Raw genomic sequence first — 20599 nt, forward strand, 5'->3', positions numbered from 1 at the left:
ATCAGGAACCGACCTTTATTTCCTCAGTCTGAGTGGAGTATTGAGAACTGAGGGATAGGGTATAGTTCCCTGCTGGAATATCCGTGAGATCAAGATCAAGCTGGTTGATTGCTTTATCGCCTGCCAGATCAAGTTTCTTTACTTCTGTACCCTGCTCGTCTGTCAGACTGAGTTCCAACTTCTCCTGAGCGGGATTTTTATATCGGAGACTTAGCCTGCTTTCCTCTAGCTCCGCTACCTGCAAAGCAATGCTCTTCTCATCATTTAGCACCATCTCCACTACAGGACCATAGTTTGCCTTTCCCTGACTATTGGTCATTTTGAGGCGATAATAGACCATGCTTTCTCCTTCATACCTTAGTCCTGCATCCAGAAATTTGTATACCTGATCCTCTTTCTCAGAAGCTTCCAGTCTGTCGAGCGAACTAAAATTGTTGTTGTCAAAGGACCTTTGTAGTTCGAAATAGGAAGCCCTGGAACTATTCTCTACCTGCCATTTAAGCTGGGCAAAATCTTCGATGAGTTGAGGCCTGAAAAATTGAAGAACTACCGGCTTCGAACTTTTGAAGCGAGATGCACAGTCCTGAGCCTCGAGGTTTTTATCCAATTCTCCTCCAACGCTGCTGAGCAAACTTCCATTATTATTGAAGCCCTTGTGGCTTATTTCTGCAGCATTTGGAGCTACAATATTGCAATGATTCTGAATGTTTGCTTTTGGTCCCAAAAGTACTTTTTCATAAGATTGTACTATCCCAAAGTTCGTAACTCTCCCATTTATTACAGTGCTCTCTTCCAGGACGAGTCGACCTTTATTTTCAATTTTGCTTTCTTTTCCTAGGTGTACGCTTCCTTCAAAATGAACATCTCCATAATTCTGGATATTCAGTTTTGCATGTAGCTGACTGATATTGGAGAGGAAGGTAATAGAGGCATCCAGGCGATTCAGAATATCGAGTTTTGCATCTCTACCTGGTGCGTGCCTGAATTCTATCTTTCCTTTATTATCCAACTTCAGACCCTTGGCATTGAGGATGTCTTCTATGACGATAAGGCCATGATTATCGATGCTACCTTCTGCCTCCCAAAGACCTATAGGCTGGAAAATCGCGTTTTTATTGACCCTGATAAGGGCGCCTTTTGGCAATTTTTCAATCCTCCCCGTAAATACTTCCCCCATTGGAATACAAAGAGTATCTCCTGCCTGAAGACTTATAGCTGCTTCATTTCCCGGATAGGGAACATTACAACTTGTATTTTGAGAAGGCATACCGACAATCCCATTCCAGATAAGAAGACCTGAAAAGCTGATTCCTACCCAAACTCCCAACAAACCATTGAGTTTTTGAGTGATTCTCTGCTTTGCATTTAATGTGAAAGTATTCTTTCTATCCATAAAGGTGTTTTGATTTATCTAAATTTCCATAACAAAAATAAAACATATACCCTAAGTATATAGCCAGCAGGCGGCTCGAATCTTTCAAGAGTAAGGAAATACCGAAAAATGGAGATAAATGGAGAGATTTGGGCCTTCAATTTTGTGGATGGAAAATTCAGCAATATCCTTACCTTTGCAGCCTTGATAACAATGACAACATGAAAGTCTCTTTTCCAAAAAACAAGATTAAGGTTCTCATTCTGGAGAATATCCACAAGCAGGCGGAGCAAATCTTTGAGACGGAGTCTTATGAGATTGAGATTATCGGCCGTGCACTTTCAGAGGAAGAACTCTGTGAAAAGATCAAGGGGGTATTCATTTTGGGCATCAGGTCCAAAACCCATGTTACCCGCAAAGTATTGGAGTCTGCTAACCGCCTCATGGTGGTAGGTGCTTTTTGTATTGGAACCAATCAGATTGATCTGGAAGCCTGTGCTGAAAAAGGAATCATTGCCTTTAATGCACCCTTTAGCAATACCCGATCGGTAGTAGAACTGGCTATAGGAGAAATCATCATGCTGATGAGGAGAATTCCTCTTATGAGTTCTGGTATGCATTTCGGTAAGTGGAATAAATCTGCTAAGAACAGTTTCGAGATCAGGGGAAAATCCCTGGGAATTGTCGGCTATGGAAATATCGGCTCCCAGCTTTCTGTTTTGGCTGAATCGATGGGAATGAAGGTCTTTTATTATGACCTGGTGGAGAAGTTGGCCCTGGGAAATGCGACTAAAGTGGATTCTCTCGATGAACTTCTTTCTAAAGTAGATGTATTGACCCTCCATGTGGATGGTCGGCCCGGCAATAAGATGATCTTTGGAGAAGAACACTTCAAAGCGATGAAGAGCGGCTCTGTATTTATCAACCTGTCTCGGGGCTTTGTCGTTGAAATCGAAGCTTTGGTAAAGTATCTCAAGAATGGACATATCAGGGGAGCAGCAATAGATGTCTTTCCGCTGGAGCCAAAGAGCAATGAGGAAGAATTTTTGTCAGAATTGAGAGGATTGGAAAATGTGATCCTTACGCCTCATGTTGGAGGAAGTACTGAGGAAGCACAGGTGAATATCGCCGAATATGTTCCCGCCAGGATTATTGACTATATAAATTCCGGAAGTACTTTCGGCAGTGTCAATTTTCCTAACCTACAATTGCCAGCTCAAAATAATAGCCATCGCCTCATTCACATTCACAAGAATGTTCCGGGTATTTTGGCACGGATCAACCAGTTTTTCTCTGATCATAATATCAATATCGCCGGTCAGTATCTGAAGACCAATGAACAGATTGGATATGTGATCACGGATTTGGAGCAGGCCTATCCGGAAGAAATTTTAGATGGCTTGAAGGAAATAGCAGGGACGATCCGATTCAGAGTTTTGTACTAAGAGAAAATTACAGATACAAAAAAGGGGACTCATGTGAGTCCCCTTTTTCATTTCATATGAACATTAAAAAGCATATCCGATAGCAATATGGGTTTTGACGATGGGCCAAGGTAAACCAGTACCTCTGGCATCCAGACTATTTCCATCATTGCTGAGTTGAGCATTTACCAGGGGTAGGGCAGAAATAGCATCGCTGATATCATCAATTAATTGAGGAATATCATCCTGTACAGGTCCGTCGACCGTACCTCTCAGGCGACCGCCCGCAATGGCTAGTCCCAGACCTGCATTCCAGTCAATCAGGAATCCGCTATCCCATATTTTTTGGACCCCTATAGAAAAACCACCTCCAAAACCACTGAAATTGATTTTAGCATCGATGGTTGAGTTTTCTTCTCCATTAGTAGGTTCATAGAGGAAATCTCCGTCTGAGCTATAATTGTAGTACCGAAGGAAAGGCATGAGATAGAAACCATTGCCTACACCACTTTTTCTGCTGGTATAATAGCGCAATTCAGGAGTAATCACATATCCATTGAATTTGCCGGAAGTAAAATTACCAGTGGCTGTAGTTGCTCCATTGGCATCAAAAGTTACATCTGTGTTTTCCAGGCTTCTGGGAATAAAGAGTTTTATCGTACCCCCAATAGTTGTCTGTTCTCCTAATGTTCTTTCATAGCCAAACTGAAAAGCAGAAGGCAGAGGAGCCGGACTTAATTTAAAAGGTGCCCATTTAAAGTTCTGATCCTGGGCAAAGGATTGTACGCTTATCAATAAAGCGAGTACGATGAGGGAAATGGATTGCTTAAGGTGGAAATTCTGCATTGTCTGTTGTTGTTAAAAGTAGATTTGTGTTAAACAGGATGATACAAAGCTAGGGGCAAATTGGGGAATAGAAAACCTCATTGAAAAGGAATCGCTCACGCTTAACAAGCAGACTTGCACACTGAGTTTCTGAGGAGGAGAAAATTAGGGGCTTAGGTGAAAAGCTTACCCTGAGTTGGGTCCGATCCGGGCATGCGATCGAAGTGATGATAGGCTCTCTCAGTGGCCATACGACCTCTGGCTGTTCGTTTGATAAAGCCTTCCATAACCAGATAGGGTTCATAGACTTCTTCAATAGTTTCTGCTTCTTCTCCTATGGCAGCTGCAATTGAATTCAGCCCCACAGGTCCTCCTTTAAACTTATCGATGATCGTCAGCAGAATTTTATTATCCATATCATCCAGACCGGCTTCATCTACTTCCAGAGCAGTAAGGGTAGTCTTTGCGATATCCAAATCAATATTGCCATCTCCTTTTACCTGGGCAAAATCCCGGGTTCTACGGAGAAGTCTATTACCAATCCGGGGCGTTCCTCTGCTTCTTCTCGCAATCTCCAGGGCAGCATCAGCTTTTATGGGGACATTCAAAACAGTTGCTGATCGCTGCAAAATCCGCTGCAGGGTTTCCGCATCATAGTACTCCAGTCGAAAATTGATCCCGAATCTTGCCAGCATAGGGGAGGTTAGTAAGCCTGCCCGGGTAGTAGCTCCTACCAAAGTAAAAGGATTGAGAGAAATTTCGATGCTACGAGCATTGGGACCCGTCTCTACCATGATGTCGATTTTGAAGTCTTCCATGGCGGAGTAGAGGTATTCTTCAATTACGGGAGAAAGGCGATGAATCTCATCAATAAAGAGCACATCCCCTTCCTCCAGATTGGTGAGCAGACCGGCCAAATCTCCTGGCTTTTCCAATACCGGGCCTGAAGTTGTCGTAATCTCCGCGCCCAATTCATTGGCGATGATAAATGAAAGCGTCGTCTTGCCTAATCCCGGAGGTCCATGTAACAGAACATGGTCCAGGGTGTCATTTCTCATCTTGGCAGCTTCAACGAAGATCTTGAGGTTGTCAGTGATCTTTTTCTGGCCCGTAAAATCCAGCAATTCCTGCGGTCGGAGTTGCTTTTCTTCTTCAGAAGGAGTGGATGTTGGATCGAGCCATTCGTTTCGCATAAGCCATTGATTTTTAGCAAAAGCAATTTACAAGCGATTTTTCGCAAATGCAATTAGCATAATGCTAAGTTTTTGTGATTTATTGAGCTTCGAACTTAAAGGACCATAGTTCCTTTCCATCTACATCGAAGTATTTCAATTCTGCCCTTCTCTCGGTACGCTTTCCACTCAATGTCAGGGTGGAAAAATTTCTTTGGCCAAAAAATGAATCTTTTACCCGCAATGTATTAGGTTCATCGAGGGCACTATTGGCACCTGAAGTCAAAGGAGAAGAAGTAATATCATAAATCTTAATGCCATTTTTTTCGAAGAGAGAAAGCTCTGAATGATGACGATCTCCGGTAAGGAAGATGACGTTTTTAATGCCTTCCTCTACAATGGTATTCAGGATGCGGCTTCTTTCAGCAGGTGCGATATTGGAGTAGTTTTCATACAAAGCGGCATCATTTACAACCTGCCCGCCTATCATGACAAATTTGAATCTGGCTTTGGAGCTAATCAGGGCATCGAGGAACCATTCGAGTTGTTCTTCTCCCAGGATACTTCTTGGTGCGCTTTTCTTTCTATTAGGATCACGGAAATAGCGATCATCCAGGATGAAAAATTGTGCATCTCCCCATTCAAAAGAAGTTGTAATACCTCCCATTCCGGGTAATCCATAGGAAGGATTTCCCCAAAATAATTGAAAGGCCTTAGTGGTCATATTCTTACCCCAATAGGTATAATCACTATCATTCGGTCCGTAATCATGATCATCCCAAACAGCATAATTGGCTGTAGAAGCAAGGAGAGGCTGCATTTCTTCTATCTGACGGGTATGGGTGTATCTGTGCACAATTCCCGTTGCAGAGTTCCAATCAGCCTCACGGAGGTAGGTGTTATCTCCCAACCAAAGCATGAGGTCAGGATCTTTTTGGAGAATGCTCTCGAAAATGCGATAGTCTGATCCATAGGGTTTGCCCGGACGATCATAAGCTTCATCATTGATATAGACGCAGCTTCCCATAGCCATCGTAATCTCCGGAGGATCTGTTCTCCATTGCCAAAGTGGAGGAGTTTGGAAAACCATATCATAAGGCCTTTGCACTTCCTTTCCATTGATAAGGAGCCTATAGCTATAAGTTATACCGGGTTGAACCTGGTCGGCGATAAGGTGTGCAGTGAAAGCCTGGTCCTGGCGTGTCTGGTATGCAGGAGTACGATAGATGGGAGATCCCTCACCTGCCGTATATTCTATCTGAACGATAGCCGTTCCATTGGTTTGCACCCAAAGCATGACTTCTCGCATTTCACAGTATCCCACCATAGGTCCTGAAACGAGGACATTATCTGTCGGTGGTAGGCCTTGAGAAAATCCGTTTAGGTGAAAGATCAGGCAAAGGCTGAAGAGAAGAAGACGCTGTTGTATTGACATATATTTTAGGTTATAGAGATGTGTTCAATAGGATGTTATGGATAAAGTCAGGATGCTGTTGTTCAGGCTCCAGATGATACTTTGCCCGAAGATAATAGCTTTCCCTTTTTTCTAAGAGATCTGCAATAAATTCTTTGAGTTCCTCATCACTCAAGTCCCGGATGAGTGGACGCGCTGCTTTTTGAGGAAGTAATCTTTGATAAATGCTTTCAAGGGGTGTTTTCAGGTAAAAACTTTCACCCGCTTGATTCATCATTTTCATATTGTCCCCGAAACAAGGCGTACCTCCGCCACAGGCAATAAGGAGTTTATCGGGATTTGCCATGATCAGGCTCTGCAGGGCCTCTCTTTCAAGCTTTCTGAAAAGTTCCTCACCTCCTTCGTCAAATATAAGTGGAATGGGTTTCCCTGCACGTACGACAATGTAGTTGTCCAGGTCAATAAACGGAACTTGTCCTGCATCCTTTACTGCCCTGCCCAGGGTGGACTTTCCCGATCCCATAAAACCAATGAGAAATCCTATCATGCGGACAAAGGTAGCTAAAATGAATATGACAATACAGGCAGAACTACATCCAACTCAGGCCTTTGCCGGCCAAAGGATTTTTTCGGATGGCGTCCATCCGGGCAGCGGAATCAGCAGGAACTTCTTCCCACCAAATATTGTAGGCTTCCTGAGCCGCTTGTATTTGTTCTACTGAATTGAAGCCGGAGGGATTCCCCCTGCGAGTGCCGAGGACAGGTGCCCGGGAGGGAGGACTTAGGTTGAAATAATCGTCATTGCTTTTGAGTTCCTGCTTTCGCAATGCTTCCACCAACCAAAGAGCCACCAGGCCTGCACGTATGCTGTCCGGGCGATAAGTACTTCGAAGATTTCTTGGGTAATTTTTGATAAAGGTACTATCAGCTCCCTGATTCAGGAGGATAGGCACATCCTCCCAACTGATTTTGGGTAAAAAGGACCATGACCATTCATCTGCTGAAATAGCTGCGATTACCTGACTTATGGGAACCACTGGATACATTTTTTCAAAACGCTCAGGATCGGGTGGGAGAATATTTTCCAGAAATAATTGGACTTCAGTTGAGTCGCTAATTTCCAATTTCGCTTGATGTAAATAATCAGAGCCATCTTCACTCAGGGCTTCTTTATAATGTGCTCTGCTTGCCTGTACCTGGTAGGCATATTGCTCATCAACTTCCAGTAAGAGGCTGCAATTCCCTTCGGTACTTGTATAACAGCTTTGCAAAATTTGAGCTGCACCTCCTTTAGCGGCTCTTAATACATCAACTTTGACACTATCAAGATTTTCCCCTGTAAATATATCCTGAACCTCAACCTTGATATGCATTTGCCTGGGGCCACAGGAGCTCAGGGAGATAAAAAGGAGAGGGATGAGGAGGAAAAAGGAAGTTCTTAATTGACTAATCATTTCGAATCGTAATATATTCTCTTTTTTCGCCATAACTCAAGCGCTTCTGATTCAGACTAATACGAAAAATTGTACTATTCAAAGTCCAGGGTAAGCTTAAATCGCAAAATGCGATTATTCCCTGCATCTGCAACATAAACAATCTGATCCAAATAGGCCACAGCTTTGGGAGTATTGAACTGTGTCAGACCCTGGCCTCTGCCTCCGAAAGAGGCTCGTATATTCTTGTCAGATCTCGATCCGGAAGGAGGGTTTGCTCCCTCTAGTCCTAAACCGTTGAATTGAAATAAAGAATCTTTTTCGCTATCGACCACAAAGATGTAATTCGTTCCATCTCCTGCTACGGTTACATCTGTAGGTTGGGAAAACTTATTGGCTTCGTAAAGAAATCCATCTGCACGAGAAGTATCTCCCACGATAAGATTGGCAACATTGTAGGAAGAACCAAAATCACTTTCATTGAAATTGATTTTCTGAACTCGGAGGGCATTGGTCGCAGAAAAACTGCTGAAGAAGAAATCTCCGGCATCTCTCCGATTGTCGATAGCAGGACTTTGGGGAGGTTGAGCCACAGAGGCAATGCTTTTGGGATCTTTGAAATAGTCCCTGAAGAGGCCCAGATTAGTGGTTACAAATATGGGAGTAACCAGGGTATCCGCATCAAATAATAGTACTGAATTATCTGGACCTCCAAACTGATTAGGAGAATTGGAGATTCCTGAGCGCACGACATAATATTTATTATCCGGCATAGGGGCGATGGCTTCAAAAGCAGCCATTTCATCATTGCTGGTGGGCGTACTTGATTTGAAGAAAAAAGGATGAATAATCGTATTGACTATTCGAGCATTTTCCAATCCGTAGTCTCCGGTTTTATTTAAATCAATCCGATAAATAGCTGGCAGGTTAAATGGGGTGCCATTGATCACAGTGTCTTTTCTGCCAGTAGCGAGGATATCCAATTGTCTGTCCTGGCTAATTTTCCCCAAACCCGGAACGCTGAATCTCCCTAATTCATTTCCTGCCTGATCAAAAGAGATAATTTCCTCTGAACCCGCATCTGCAACATAAATCAATTCATCCCAACCCGGAATGATATCCACCGGATCTACAAATCCTTCCCAAACGGGTTGGATAGGTACATAGGCTACCGTCTGATCGTCGAACTGAGGTTCATCCAGAAAATCTGTAGGGGTTTCCACGCCAAAAAACCCATCACAAGAAGTGAAAAGGAATAACAATAGGAGGCTATAGGATATTGATTTCATGTTTCTTATCTCGGTTGATTTTTATGAATTGGGGAGCGGACCTTCCGGATGTGAAGAACCTATTTCCACCAATTGCTCAAGCAATTCGGCAAAGAGTTCATACAGATCATGCAGCCTGTTTATATTTGATATCAATCCCATGATCTTAAATTCCAGAACACTTAGTCCTTTTTGCTCTTCATCCAGCTTCCAGTCTTCATCTACGATATTTTTTAAATGGATATCTGGTTGCCAGTGAATGAGTTCTCTTAGTCTTTGATTATTGAAAAGGGCTTGTAGCTTTCGCTCATCATTCCCCTGAACGATAAAGGCATCATCAAAAGCCGGATAGCCGATGATCACATCCTGCATACCCATCATTTTTTTGATGCCCTGGTATAATCCTTCCCGATAAATCCGAAAGTAAAAACTATCCGAATTGAGATAGGCAGCTCTCACGCGGGTGATAGTCGCTTTTTTTCCTCTTTTCGGAGCGTCTATTTTTATGATCCAGTTTTTATAGATTGCCCGAATCGTAGGGGTTTTTCTCAGGCCTCTTGTTTTCTCATATTTGAAGTTGGCTCCTGTTTCCAGTGCGAAATTTTTCCAGTTCTTTTGCCAACCGGGCCTTAGGAAAGAGAAAGCGCGACTCATGAGTCTCTGTTTTCGGGATTGATTCTAAATGACAAACCGACCCGGTGCACATTCCCCAAAAACTCTAAAGGATCCAGGGCATAGTCAAATATCAAGGGATGCCTGCCTGCTCTCATGCGCAAGCCTATACCTGCAGTGGGATAGTTTTGATCGGCAACATTGATTTTATATCCCGCCCGAAGAAAGAGAAGATCTTTGTATGAGTACTCTAGTCCCAGGCGAATATTTTCCGAATTATCATTAGGGTGATTGAGCTGTAACATAGCTGTGATGGACTGATCCTGAGTTTCATTTTCCCAGGCTTTTATCGACACGCCCAATTTGAATAGGGCAGGAGCCGGATAAGAATCCAGGCTAATCCCTTTGCGATTGAAGGTTGTATCAATTTCTACTTCTCCACTCAAAGTAGAGTTGGGACCAAAATTTTCCAGCACAACTGCAAATCTCAGGTCCCGGAAATCAGTTTCATACAAAAATCCGAGATCGACAACAAAGGTATTGGCTTGAAATTCTGCCAATTGCTCATGTACATATTTAGCATTTACTCCCCAGCTAAATTGATCGGTCAGGCGTTTGGCATAACTCGCTCCCGCAGTTAAATAATAGGCATAGAAATTTTGTCCTGTTCCTTCTGGCTGGAAGGTTGTTCGAACAGGCATTGGGCCTGAGTTTAATCCACTCAAACTGATGGCAAAATTTCCGGCATTTTTGGTGGGAATATTTGCAGCTAGGAAGGCATAATTGATATCGGCCACCCAAAAGGTATTACTGGCCCCTACACTAAACTGATCTACCTCGGCCAAACTGGCAGGATTATTTGCGATGGCATAAGCATCCCCGGTAAGGGTATTTGAGGCCCCAGCTAAGGCGGCTGCACGTGGGCTTACTTCTATTTTTAGAAAAGTAAGGGCCGATATTCCGGCTCTCTGCCCACCCAATTGGGGGAAGAGTTGTGCAGACAAAGGCAGGCTGCTAATAAGTAATAAGAGCAAAAGGGTATATCTTTGCATAGGCTGCTATTTCGGTATGCTGGCGCAAGTTACGGAACCCTTATGAAAAAGGCTCAATATTGGATAAAACATCTCAGTCTAAATCGCCATCCGGAAGGAGGTTATTATGCAGAATTATTCAGAAGTGAGGCAAAAATCCCAAAGGAGGTCCTTCCTGCACATTATACAGGGGATCGCTCAATGGCTACGCATATTTATTTTTTGCTTGACAAAGAGGGTTTTTCCGCCTTTCATCGCCTGGATTCGGATGAATTATGGCACTTTTATCAAGGGAATCCCCTTCTACTGCATCTCATTTTTGAAGATGGGAGTTATGAGCAAATCAAATTAGGACCTGATTTTGAAGCGGGCGAAAGTTTTTATGCCCGGGTAGCTGGGGGCGTTTATTTTGCTGCAGAAGTAGAAAAAGATCAGGAATATGCACTCGTTGGATGTACGATGGCTCCCGGATTTGATTTTGAAGGCTTTGAATTGCCGAAAGCAGATACGCTTATCGGAAAATTTCCTCAGCATGAGGAATTGATTGAGAGGCTGACGAGGCATTAGACTCATTAAACCCACCGCCTCAAGCCCACACTCCCTTTTCCGTACCGGATAATGGAGTGCACGCAAGCCAGGTATGAAAGGATTGTGGACCTCCCATTTTTTATAAAAAAAGGGGAGGTTTGGAAAGCGCGGAGGGGTTCAGGGAGCTTACTCCTCCGGTGCCATATAGACTTCCCAGTTGGCAATCATAGGAGGGCCTTTGGCAGAAACGAGGTCCAGGATCAATCTATGCGTATAGGCAGGTTTATCCAGTTTGATGATTCTTTTGTATCCAATTGAGCAACCCCAATCCAATAAATCCCATTCTCCTCCGACTCTGGCAGCTACATAAAATGAATCAACCCTTTGTCCTAAAGGAACATATTCCTGCAAAAGAATGCGGTTAAACTGCTTGGGAGTACCCAGTTCCAAAATTGCATAATTGCTATTGCTGGATTTATCGGTTGCCCAATAGGTATCGTAATTTCCATCATTTGCTTGTGTGCCGGTATAATCAGGATGACTTTCGAAGGTGCTATAGGTAGTGACTCTCCTACCTTTTGCAATATCCTCCGGAAAATCTTTTGCTATTGCGGCGGCAAATTCCATCAATCTGGCAGAATCAACAGCTGCGATTTTCCCCCGGGTATCAGCAGGGACATTAAGCAGTAGGTTTGAATTTCGCCCAATAGATTTATAATAGATATCCATAAGCTGCTCCACAGATTTCAACATCGTGTCCTGCTCTGGATGATAATACCAACCCGGACGGATAGAGACATCCACTTCGGAAGGAACCCAATGGGTACCATCATAATGTCCGGTAGTCAATTCTTTATAATCGGGATAACCAGGATAAACTTCTTCTCTACGAAGCAAAGACCAGTTCTCTTTATTTGCAAAGCCTTTTTCATTTCCAACCCATCTGATATCAGGGCCACCGTCACTAAAGATGAGGGCATTGGGCTGCAACTCATGTACCAAAGCAAAAGTCTCGGGCCATTTGTAATAAGCCTTGCGATCCACTTTTCTCATTTCTTTAGCACCCCCATAATATCCATCTCCTCCATTGGCTCCGTCAAACCAAAATTCGAAGACATCTCCATAATTAGTCAGGAGCTCGCGAATTTGATTATGGAAATACTCCAGGTATTCGGCTTCTCCATATTTCTCATGATTCCTGTCCCAGGGAGAAAGATAGAGGCCCATTTTGAGTCCATATTCTTTGCAGGCTTCGGCCAATTCTTTAATTACATCTCCTTTCCCTGCTTTCCAGGGAGAATTTTTGACAGAATGCTCGGTATAAGCAGAAGGCCACAGGCAGAAACCATCGTGATGCTTGGCTGTAAGGATAATTCCTTTCATTCCCGCCTCTTTGGCTATTCTGGCCCATTGGCGTGTATCCAGCTCTGTCGGATTGAAGGTTTCCGGAGATTCGTCTCCATAGCCCCATTCTTTATTGGTAAAGGTATTCATGTTGAAATGCACGAACATATAGTACTGCATCTCATGCCAGGCCATTTGTGCCTGAGTGGGTAAGGGACCTAAAGCTACTGGGGGATCAACAGGGGGAGCTTTTTCTGTTTCCGTTTCGCAGGCCCAAAACATACTACATAATGCGATCAGGAGAACAAATCTGGACATAAGGTTCTGGTTAAATTCTGTATCCTTTCAAAGGGTCTGCAAAATTATGCAAGAGAAAGGCAGAAACGCAAGTATCTTAAATTAAAGGGATTGGATTACCTCGAGGGCTGAGTCAATATGTTTATTGATATTTAATCCGGAGGCAAAACTATGCCTTACGATCCCTTCTTTGTCAATAACGAAAGTTTCTCTTCCCGGGAACAGGCCAAAGAGGGATTTTTTTACCCCAAAGCTTTCTGCTACGGAAAGATCTTTATCACTGAGGAGTTGGAAAGGGAGTTTTCTGTTTTGGATGAATTTGCTATGAGAAGTCGCTCCGTCAGCACTGATGCCAATGACCTCGGCTCCTGCTTCTGTAAAAGCTTCATAACTGTCCCTGAATCCACAGGCTTCTTTTACACAGCCCGGTGTTTCATCTTTTGGATAGAAATAGACCACTAAATGTTTCTTCCCGGTAAAATGGGAAAGACTGACCATCTCACGATCCTGATTGGGCAGATTGAAATCGGGAGCCTTATCTCCCACGGATAATTTTGACATGAATTGCTAGGCTTGAGAGGAATTGATACTTAGATACAATAGGAATAAAGGATGTTTTGTTTAGCTGCTTTACTTTTCAAGTAGAAAAGACAAATATAAATAAGTGTGTAAGAAAAATTAGAAGGGGATAATATTCTACTTTTTGAAGAACAAAGACTAACTTGCAGTTCTTGCAGACATTAGAAGCACATGACGCAAATTATACCACTGGATCGATACAATTGGGAGCTATGCCTGGACATTAAATTGAGTCCTGAACAGGAGACCTTTCTGCCTCCCGTTCTCTATTCTCTTGCACAGGCAAAATTTGAGAATCTCACCCCTTATGGCATTGTAAAAAATGAGAAGATGGTGGGGTTCCTGATGTATGGTGAATTTGGAGATATTTGCTGGGTTAATCGCATCCTGATTGACAAAGACTACCAGGGGATGGGTATAGGAAGTAAAGCCCTGGGGACTCTTCTTGATAAGCTACGGTTGAATTATCGTTGTCGTGAAATCAGGACTTCTTACAGCGCTGATAATAAAGCCGCCTCAGAATTTTTTGGCAATATGGGATTCCGCGAATTGGGCGAGCCCGTGAATAATGAGATCATAGCAGTCTTTGAGGCTCGGTGAGCCTTCCGCTGCAAGCCCGTTTCCCTCAAGAAGGAAACGACCCGCTGATGGCAGCTGGAGTAAAAGCAAATATCATTTATTTCTTTTTTGGCTCGAGCGCACTCCATTATTTGAGCAATAAGGGAGTGTGGGGCGGAGGCGGTGGGTTCCGTCAACTCCCGACCTGCATAATCGCAGCTACAAACTTATCCAAATCCTGGATGCTGGTATACAGATGGGGAGTTACTCGTACTCCCTTTACAGATTTGCGATTGATGGCTACCGTGAAAATTCGGTGCTCCTCAAAAAAGTAGGTAGACAACTCATGAGGACTCATTCCCTCAAGAGCGATATTGGCGATGGCACAACTCCTTTCTTTATCGACCGGCGTATTGATACGGACTTTTGGCAGTTCCCTGACTTTATCTGTCCAGTATCTTTGTAGATACCTCAATCTATCCTGTTTTCGCTCACTTCCGATCATTTCATGAAATTTGAGGGCACTGGATATCGTAAGGGGAGTGGTAACTGGACGGGTACCAATGTGCTCGAATTTCCGAATGCTGTCTTTGGGTGCAGCAACATCCCCATACAAAGGCCAAATCTTGGGTATATGTTCCTTTTTCATATACAACAATCCCGCACCAAGTGGACAACACAACCATTTATGTAAACTGGCCGCATAATAATCTGCGCCAAGATCAGGAATCTTGAAGTTCAGTTGGGCAAAAGCATGAGCACCATCGACAATCACTTCTACGCCATGCACGTGTGCCATATCGCATATCTTTCTGACGGGAAGGATTTGACCCGAAATATTGATCAGATGACTGACCAACATGATACGCGTTTTGGGAGTAATGGCTTTCTCATAAATCCCTAGAATCTCTTCATCACTTTTGGGATGCAAAGGGAGCTCCACATATTTCAGAACAATTCCTCTCCTCTCTGCCTGTTGTTTAAACTGCTCCTGCATACTTCCATAATCCTGGTCGCATAAAATAACTTCCTCTCCTTTCTCAAAATCCATCCCCATGATTACTGTGTTGATGGATTCAGTTGTGTTGCGGGTAATCACAATTTCTTCATGTGTACAGCCTGCCAGATCGGCCAGTTGTTTTTTGACATTGAGGTGATCTTCGAATTGATCGGTTCGCATATAATAAGAAGGAATGTGATTGATCCTTCGGATATTGGCGATTTGTGCTTCCATTACTTCGGTTGCCTGGGGACTGAAATATCCATTTTCCAGGTTGATGAAATGAGGACTGGGGTTAAAGGCCTTTTGCACTTGATACCAGAAGGTGTCGTCTCTGGCAATTTCTTCTGAAGAGAGATGCGCCCTTTTTCTCAGAGCTGCTTCTATATGTTGGGTATGAGATTCATGGAAGAAAGGAAGACTTAGGCTTCCCAATGCAAAAGCTCCCATATTTTGTATAGCTGTTCGGCGAGTGTTCATGATAAGTAGTAGGTAAAAGTCTATAATCAATATACAATCAAGAGAAGAGGAGACAAAGCCTTAAGGCAGATTTGATATATTAGTGCTAGTATGACTGGAAAGAAAGATATCATTCTGGAAACCCCACGTTTGCTGCTCAGGAATTTTTTGGTTTCTGATGCTGAGGATATGTATAAGTTGAACAGCGATTGGGAGGTGATAAAATATACGGGCGATACGGCTTTTGACTCCCTGGAGGCGGCTAAAGATTTTCTCCGAAATTATGATCCTTATTCGAAGACCGGTATGGGGAGATGGCTGGTGATTCGCAAATCAGATCATACTTGCTTAGGATGGTGTGGATTAAAATGGCATGAAGGAGATTGGGTGGATCTTGGCTATCGCTTTTTTAAGAAATACTGGAATCAGGGATATGCTAGCGAATCTTCGATTTACTGTCTGGAATATGGGTTCTCAGAGCTGGAACTGAAGGAGGTATTTGCTACGGTTATGCCTGAAAATGTTGGCTCTGTTCGTGTGCTTGAGAAACTGGGTTTTCAATTTATCAAAGAGATAGATGAAGACTTGATGGGGAAATCTCTGTATTATGGCTTAAATAAAGAGACTTGGGAAACTCAGAACAGATTTTGAAAAATCAACTTATGACCTCTTCCGGCTCCATTTCTTCTTCTTCTGTAAACGCCAGGTAATTTTTGTGTACGTAGCCCAGTAGATTTATCCCATTCCGACTAACCGCGACCCAGTTGGTAAGTTCGGCTCTCTTGTAAATGGTAGATAATACATAAACTTCTTCGCCAGGATTCAATGCATCTACTTTCTGTGAGGAGCTATGGCCCCAGCGCCTGACATTCAAGACATCATGAGAAGCTACATTGATCACTTTATGCCTGAATTTTTTCTCAACATCCAAATCCACACAAGAACGGAGGGTTCCGACATTAAGCGTTGGTCCCGGATCTATCTTGCGGCCCCTTGAGATGTCATCATGGCCCACGATATTTCTAATTGGATACTCCGCCGTCAGAGTTTCTATGAGTTCCTGCAATTTTTCGATTTGAATCCCCTCATATGTTTCCCAATACTGATTCCTTCGATCTGGAGTTCCGTTGGGGTGATCTGCTTTGAAGGCCTTTGCTGTGGGAACAATCTTGCTGCCGATTTCTGAACGAAAAGTCCCATCCTGAATTTTATTTATCGGGCCATAGTTAGACAAAGAGATTCCTATGCTATGAGCGTTTAGGCTTTCCAGGCCCTTCCAATTGCTATAGCCGGCATGACCGATCCTTTTATTGAATGGAGCGCATTGATACAAATCGCCATTTCTATCAATGACAATATGATAGCCAACTCCGGGCCTTTCTCTCCTCAGGAAGTTGATGGTTGAAATAGCACTGGCTCCGGCGGTATTATGGACGACGATATAAGTAGGAAGAATGGTATGGCTATGATTGAGTGCTTCGCGTTTAGCCTGCCTAAGAAAGTGATTCTGAATATCCATTAACAAGTAAGCTTTAGGTATAGTAGTAGCATGGTGTTTCCTGAGGAAACGCTTGACTTGTTAGGGAAATAGATTAGTCTTTGACTTCTGGTCAAGGTAAATATTTCATTTTCTAATGGCAAGTCTTATCCAATATGGCTAATTTGGTTTACCCAAAAAATTAGATCTATGAGAAACTACTATCAATCCCTTTTTTTATTTATCGCATGTTCCTTTCCTTTTCTTATCCAAGCCCAAACCAAGGCATTGGTGGGAGGTACCCTTATCGATGGCTATGGAGGAAAGCCGATTTACAATAGTGTAATAGTTATTGAAGGGGAAAAAATCACTGCCGTAGGGGAGGAGGGGAGTGTTGAAATTCCGAAAAAAGCGGAAATTATTTCGACCGAAGGAATGAGTGTGATGCCCGGTATGTGGGACATGCATGTACACCTGATGATCAATGGTCATTCAGATTATGCGCATTGGGATACCGCTTATCCTGCTGTTTTTAAAGATGTCATTATGCCAGCCTCTGCCAAACAACTCTTATATGCTGGAGTAACCAGTGCTCGAGATTTGGGAGGGCCTTTGGAGGAAAGTCTGGCTGTCAGAGATGCCATCAATTCCGGGAAGATGGAAGGCCCAACTATGTATATGTCTGGACCTTTTATTCAGAAGAAACCTTATCCCGGGACAGAAGCTTTCCGGTGGGGAGTAGAGGGAGCGGATGATGCCAGAGAAAAAGTAAGAACCCTGGCCGAAGCGGGCGTGGATTGTATCAAACTCATTGACCAGGATCAAATGACAATGGAAGAGGTGAAGGCCGTCGTCGATGAAGCTCATAAGCATAATTTGACGGTAGTGGCTCACTCTCATCGGCCAGAAGAAATCCGAATAGGATTGGAAGCGGGAGTTGATTGCTTTGAACATACCGGACTCTCATCTGCTCCTGAATATCCTGCTGATGTCATCGAGATGATCAAGGAAAGAACTGCTCAGATGAATAAGGGCCCACTCTACTGGACACCCACGGTCGAAGGACTTTACAATTACGAATACACCCGCGACAATCCGGAAGCGCTTGACAATGACTGTTGGCATATGGGCATGCCCAAGCATATCATAGATGATATCGAAGCCTCCATCCAGAAGCCAGGGGAGTTGCCTTATTTCCAGTTGACTCCCAGTCGTCGGCCCACCCTCCAAAGAAAAGTCAAACAATTGATCGCAGCTGGAGTGGTACCCATGATTGGTACCGATAGTGGTATCCCTATGAAATTTCATTGCCAATCCACCTGGCATGAGCTGGATGTCTGGGTAAATGAATTTGGCATTGATCCGATGTATACGATCAAAGCTGCAACCTACTGGCCTGCAAAATTGATGGGGGTAGATGATGAAGTCGGGACGATTAGCGAAGGGAAATATGCAGACATCATAGCAGTAAAAGGAGATGTGCTTAGGTATATATCCCTATTGCAAGATGTGAAGATGGTCATCAAGCATGGGAAGAGGTATAAATAGAAGGGTGTTGGAGTTGGTGTGTGCTAGGGTGCGGGAGTTTCGTACTATTACTAACACCAACACGCTAACACCCCAACACATTCAATAAAAAAGGGAGGAAATTTTCCTCCCTCTTTTATTACTAATCATGCAAATTCCAATTCCTCGTCCATATCTCATGGATCGGATTTCCTTTGCTGCTCTTTCCTTTGTGGCTCCAGTCATCTCCTTCGAGACTGGCTTCAAATTCCAGGCTTGCGCCTACGCGGCTTCCATCTCTTGAGAAGAATTCGATATTCTCCGTATACTTCCCATCTTTTACCGTATAGGTTCCGCCTCCTGTACCAAAAAATTGCTTGGTTTTTGCATTGATAGCTGCCCATTGAAAACGGGTTCCTGTCAGCATTTTGATGGTCTTTCTGGGACCTGGACGAGATTGGCGCATTTCTCCATTTCTATATCTCCCACTGATTCGGTATGCGCCGGCCATTTCATTTCCACTATCATCTACACGGCTCATTTCTACCTTGAAAGGACCTTCCGGGCCTTCGCCAGATACAGCAAAAGTATTCTCATCAGGCATTTCAATTTTATAGTCATAGTTCGTGCCGACGTTGGAAGTATCCTGGGTGTCAAAGTCAACTCTTCCGGTCAGGCGATCTCCGTCAATTTTATAAGAGCCACCACCTGCGGCGATAAATTGCTTTTCTTCCAAATTGTAAACAGCAAACATAGAATAGTCATCAGAAATCAACCTCATGACTTTTACTCCTTCCGGCGCTGTCTCTCCATTCATGCTACTGACGAACCAGGCACCCTCGATATTTATTCCGGTGCTAGATTCCGTTGAATTTTGGGGGGAATTGACCCAAATAAATCCCACTGCAGGGATCAGGAGTAATACGAATAATAATTTGAGCTGAATAGATTTCATGTGTTTGAAATTAGGTTCTTAATAATTGCACTTCGGGTGAAGCAAGCTTAGGTTTCTATTTAGAATAATATAGGAGAATTTGAGTTCGAGTGAAAATAAAATAGCTGGCTGTAAGTCTGGGCTCTATCAATTCTCTACTTTCCTCTATAAATGAGATTGACACTGATGAGAAAACCCGGACTAGATCGAAGGATCAAGTCCGGGTGGAAAAACTAAAACAAGATTGGATATATTATTCGTTCAAATTCCAGTTATAAGCTTTGAAAGTGATCTCTGCATCTGGATTGAGTTTTACTTTGGAGTATTTGTTGATGTAATCGATGAGGCTTCCTTTTTTTGTAAAATCTCCTTTATACCATTCGAAAATTTGAGATAGTTCCGCTTTCTCAGGGGTGATTTTATTGTGTCTGGAATCATTGATATAAATGGATGCCAGGCTACCCATTTGAGCAGAAACATTGGCTTCTGTAAAGGCTTTGTTCAACAATTTTGGGCAGGAGAAAGAAGCACAATTCACAGCGAAGTGAATGCGAGAATCAAAATACTTGGCGCGTAGGATGTTGTGCTCAATATCATTGAGGCTATAGGTGCTGCCTCCGATTTTGATGAATTTCTTGTCCCAGGGTTTTCCCAAATTGGTAATGCTTTTGAGTGGATAATTATCTAAAATGGTTTTAACGGTAAAAGCATTATAAGCATTGATCCAATAGGCCCTGATCTTATTTCTGCTCCAATCTGCTTTGGGAGGATTGGCAACCAACAGATCGAGATAGGCCTGGAAGCTGGACATTTCAGATTTAAATCCTTTATAATTTACCTTGCCGGAAGGGCTGACATATTTTTTGAGGAGTTTGTCCCAGGCATCATGAGAAAGCGTCTCTTTGACAGCCTCTTCTTCAATGGGTTCTTTTTTTACCTCTTCTGTTTCAGGAGTTTTTATTACCTTGACTTCCGTTTCCTCCTTAGTTTCTTGCGGGGTGTTCTCAACTGACGTTTGAGTTGTTTTTGGTTCTTTCACTGGAATCTCTTTCAACTCCAGGGGTTCTTTTTGTACATCTTTTAGCTCAGACTTTGTCTGCTCTTTTGGGCTTTCCGCTTCGAGCATTTGTTCATCAGCGGCTTCCTGTACAGTTGTGGGCGTTTCATCCTGATTGTGGGTCAGTTGAACATCCGGGATCGTGATCTTTTCTTCGATCGTGCTTTGTTTGTTATCAACTTCTTTCCCCTGACAGGATATGAAGCTGAAAATGAGGAGTGAAGCAATGAAAATTACTGTATTTCGCATGTCGTTAATATATTGAATGATCTTTTATTTATGTTAGGGTAAAGCAAAGTAAAGCCCTCT

Annotated in this window: 19 protein-coding genes and 1 pseudogene; 5 read left to right on the forward strand and 15 right to left on the reverse strand. The window is 43.2% G+C overall.

Going from position 1 to position 20599, the window contains the following annotated elements:
* Nucleotide 1 precedes the first annotated feature (1 nt).
* Complete coding sequence (locus R8P61_29330) at nt 2-1393, reverse strand: polymer-forming cytoskeletal protein (GenBank protein MDW3651217.1); 1392 nt, start codon at nt 1391-1393, stop codon at nt 2-4.
* A gap of 197 nt (nt 1394-1590) precedes the next feature.
* Between R8P61_29330 and serA the strand changes: the two are divergent.
* A pseudogene (gene serA, locus R8P61_29335) lies at nt 1591-2817 on the forward strand (phosphoglycerate dehydrogenase).
* A gap of 63 nt (nt 2818-2880) precedes the next feature.
* On the opposite strand, the gene R8P61_29340 reads toward serA, so the two are convergent.
* From R8P61_29340 to R8P61_29375, 8 genes are all read right to left on the reverse strand, one after another.
* Nucleotides 2881-3642, reverse strand: a complete 762-nt coding sequence (locus tag R8P61_29340; GenBank protein MDW3651218.1) for a hypothetical protein — start codon at nt 3640-3642, stop codon at nt 2881-2883.
* A 152-nt stretch (nt 3643-3794) separates the two neighbouring features.
* Nucleotides 3795-4814 (reverse strand): Holliday junction branch migration DNA helicase RuvB, encoded by a 1020-nt coding sequence (ruvB, locus tag R8P61_29345; protein ID MDW3651219.1) that lies wholly within the window; start codon nt 4812-4814, stop codon nt 3795-3797.
* A 79-nt stretch (nt 4815-4893) separates the two neighbouring features.
* Nucleotides 4894-6228: an alkaline phosphatase D family protein gene (locus tag R8P61_29350; protein ID MDW3651220.1), complete on the reverse strand. Its 1335-nt coding sequence runs from the start codon at nt 6226-6228 to the stop codon at nt 4894-4896.
* 10 nt (nt 6229-6238) lie between these two features.
* The gene (locus R8P61_29355; GenBank protein MDW3651221.1) at nt 6239-6754 is read right to left on the reverse strand and encodes a shikimate kinase; all 516 of its coding nucleotides are present in this window, start codon (nt 6752-6754) and stop codon (nt 6239-6241) included.
* Between the two features lie 43 nt (nt 6755-6797).
* Nucleotides 6798-7661, reverse strand: coding sequence for a DUF4943 family protein (locus tag R8P61_29360; protein MDW3651222.1), 864 nt, complete (start codon nt 7659-7661; stop codon nt 6798-6800).
* A gap of 74 nt (nt 7662-7735) precedes the next feature.
* Nucleotides 7736-8929 carry a hypothetical protein gene (locus R8P61_29365; protein ID MDW3651223.1) on the reverse strand — a complete coding sequence of 398 codons (1194 nt, stop codon included), beginning with the start codon at nt 8927-8929 and terminating at the stop codon, nt 7736-7738.
* A gap of 21 nt (nt 8930-8950) precedes the next feature.
* Nucleotides 8951-9562: a DUF3137 domain-containing protein gene (locus tag R8P61_29370; protein ID MDW3651224.1), complete on the reverse strand. Its 612-nt coding sequence runs from the start codon at nt 9560-9562 to the stop codon at nt 8951-8953.
* Nucleotides 9559-10572, reverse strand: a complete 1014-nt coding sequence (locus R8P61_29375) for a PorV/PorQ family protein (protein ID MDW3651225.1) — start codon at nt 10570-10572, stop codon at nt 9559-9561. The genes R8P61_29370 and R8P61_29375 overlap by 4 nt, the downstream gene beginning before the upstream one ends.
* Before the next feature lie 42 nt (nt 10573-10614).
* Here R8P61_29375 and R8P61_29380 point away from each other — a divergent pair, with 42 nt between their 5' ends.
* Entirely contained in the window at nt 10615-11118 is a 504-nt protein-coding gene (locus R8P61_29380; protein MDW3651226.1) for a cupin domain-containing protein, read from the forward strand.
* Between the two features lie 147 nt (nt 11119-11265).
* Here R8P61_29380 and R8P61_29385 read toward each other — a convergent pair whose 3' ends face one another.
* Both R8P61_29385 and R8P61_29390 read right to left on the reverse strand, forming a co-directional pair.
* Nucleotides 11266-12741 (reverse strand): alpha-L-fucosidase, encoded by a 1476-nt coding sequence (locus tag R8P61_29385; GenBank protein MDW3651227.1) that lies wholly within the window; start codon nt 12739-12741, stop codon nt 11266-11268.
* Nucleotides 12742-12822: 81 nt separating this feature from the next.
* On the reverse strand, nt 12823-13281 hold the full coding sequence (locus R8P61_29390; protein ID MDW3651228.1) for a peroxiredoxin: 459 nt from the start codon (nt 13279-13281) through the stop codon (nt 12823-12825).
* Nucleotides 13282-13470: 189 nt separating this feature from the next.
* Here R8P61_29390 and R8P61_29395 point away from each other — a divergent pair, with 189 nt between their 5' ends.
* On the forward strand, nt 13471-13899 hold the full coding sequence (locus R8P61_29395; protein MDW3651229.1) for a GNAT family N-acetyltransferase: 429 nt from the start codon (nt 13471-13473) through the stop codon (nt 13897-13899).
* Between the two features lie 151 nt (nt 13900-14050).
* Here R8P61_29395 and R8P61_29400 read toward each other — a convergent pair whose 3' ends face one another.
* Nucleotides 14051-15337, reverse strand: coding sequence for an aminotransferase class V-fold PLP-dependent enzyme (locus R8P61_29400; protein MDW3651230.1), 1287 nt, complete (start codon nt 15335-15337; stop codon nt 14051-14053).
* 90 nt (nt 15338-15427) lie between these two features.
* Between R8P61_29400 and R8P61_29405 the strand changes: the two genes are divergently transcribed.
* Nucleotides 15428-15967 (forward strand): GNAT family N-acetyltransferase, encoded by a 540-nt coding sequence (locus tag R8P61_29405; protein MDW3651231.1) that lies wholly within the window; start codon nt 15428-15430, stop codon nt 15965-15967.
* 4 nt (nt 15968-15971) lie between these two features.
* Here the strand turns inward: R8P61_29405 and R8P61_29410 are convergent, their stop codons facing one another.
* Nucleotides 15972-16835, reverse strand: coding sequence for an N-acetylmuramoyl-L-alanine amidase (locus R8P61_29410; GenBank protein MDW3651232.1), 864 nt, complete (start codon nt 16833-16835; stop codon nt 15972-15974).
* A gap of 168 nt (nt 16836-17003) precedes the next feature.
* Here R8P61_29410 and R8P61_29415 point away from each other — a divergent pair, with 168 nt between their 5' ends.
* On the forward strand, nt 17004-18341 hold the full coding sequence (locus R8P61_29415; GenBank protein ID MDW3651233.1) for an amidohydrolase family protein: 1338 nt from the start codon (nt 17004-17006) through the stop codon (nt 18339-18341).
* Between the two features lie 121 nt (nt 18342-18462).
* Here the strand turns inward: R8P61_29415 and R8P61_29420 are convergent, their stop codons facing one another.
* Nucleotides 18463-19254, reverse strand: a complete 792-nt coding sequence (locus R8P61_29420) for a membrane or secreted protein (GenBank protein MDW3651234.1) — start codon at nt 19252-19254, stop codon at nt 18463-18465.
* Nucleotides 19255-19486: 232 nt separating this feature from the next.
* The gene (locus R8P61_29425) at nt 19487-20539 is read right to left on the reverse strand and encodes a DUF547 domain-containing protein (GenBank protein MDW3651235.1); all 1053 of its coding nucleotides are present in this window, start codon (nt 20537-20539) and stop codon (nt 19487-19489) included.
* Nucleotides 20540-20599: the final 60 nt, after the last annotated feature.

It is taken from the genome of Bacteroidia bacterium (genome assembly GCA_033391075.1).
Classification (GTDB): Bacteria; Bacteroidota; Bacteroidia; order J057; family J057; genus JAWPMV01.

Excerpts from the sequence above, each read along its gene's own strand:
- R8P61_29370 (MDW3651224.1), bottom strand. The coding sequence starts at position 9,562 with ATGAGTCGCGCTTTCTCTTTCCTAAGGCCCGGTTGGCAAAAGAACTGG.
- R8P61_29375 (MDW3651225.1), bottom strand. The coding sequence starts at position 10,572 with ATGCAAAGATATACCCTTTTGCTCTTATTACTTATTAGCAGCCTGCCT.
- R8P61_29330 (MDW3651217.1), bottom strand. The coding sequence starts at position 1,393 with ATGGATAGAAAGAATACTTTCACATTAAATGCAAAGCAGAGAATCACT.
- R8P61_29410 (MDW3651232.1), bottom strand. The coding sequence starts at position 16,835 with ATGGATATTCAGAATCACTTTCTTAGGCAGGCTAAACGCGAAGCACTC.
- ruvB (MDW3651219.1), bottom strand. The coding sequence starts at position 4,814 with ATGCGAAACGAATGGCTCGATCCAACATCCACTCCTTCTGAAGAAGAA.
- R8P61_29405 (MDW3651231.1), top strand. The coding sequence starts at position 15,428 with ATGACTGGAAAGAAAGATATCATTCTGGAAACCCCACGTTTGCTGCTC.
- R8P61_29340 (MDW3651218.1), bottom strand. The coding sequence starts at position 3,642 with ATGCAGAATTTCCACCTTAAGCAATCCATTTCCCTCATCGTACTCGCT.
- R8P61_29365 (MDW3651223.1), bottom strand. The coding sequence starts at position 8,929 with ATGAAATCAATATCCTATAGCCTCCTATTGTTATTCCTTTTCACTTCT.
- R8P61_29415 (MDW3651233.1), top strand. The coding sequence starts at position 17,004 with ATGAGAAACTACTATCAATCCCTTTTTTTATTTATCGCATGTTCCTTT.
- R8P61_29350 (MDW3651220.1), bottom strand. The coding sequence starts at position 6,228 with ATGTCAATACAACAGCGTCTTCTTCTCTTCAGCCTTTGCCTGATCTTT.
- R8P61_29425 (MDW3651235.1), bottom strand. The coding sequence starts at position 20,539 with ATGCGAAATACAGTAATTTTCATTGCTTCACTCCTCATTTTCAGCTTC.
- R8P61_29420 (MDW3651234.1), bottom strand. The coding sequence starts at position 19,254 with ATGAAATCTATTCAGCTCAAATTATTATTCGTATTACTCCTGATCCCT.
- R8P61_29395 (MDW3651229.1), top strand. The coding sequence starts at position 13,471 with ATGACGCAAATTATACCACTGGATCGATACAATTGGGAGCTATGCCTG.
- R8P61_29360 (MDW3651222.1), bottom strand. The coding sequence starts at position 7,661 with ATGATTAGTCAATTAAGAACTTCCTTTTTCCTCCTCATCCCTCTCCTT.
- R8P61_29400 (MDW3651230.1), bottom strand. The coding sequence starts at position 15,337 with ATGAACACTCGCCGAACAGCTATACAAAATATGGGAGCTTTTGCATTG.
- R8P61_29385 (MDW3651227.1), bottom strand. The coding sequence starts at position 12,741 with ATGTCCAGATTTGTTCTCCTGATCGCATTATGTAGTATGTTTTGGGCC.
- R8P61_29380 (MDW3651226.1), top strand. The coding sequence starts at position 10,615 with ATGAAAAAGGCTCAATATTGGATAAAACATCTCAGTCTAAATCGCCAT.
- R8P61_29355 (MDW3651221.1), bottom strand. The coding sequence starts at position 6,754 with ATGATAGGATTTCTCATTGGTTTTATGGGATCGGGAAAGTCCACCCTG.
- R8P61_29390 (MDW3651228.1), bottom strand. The coding sequence starts at position 13,281 with ATGTCAAAATTATCCGTGGGAGATAAGGCTCCCGATTTCAATCTGCCC.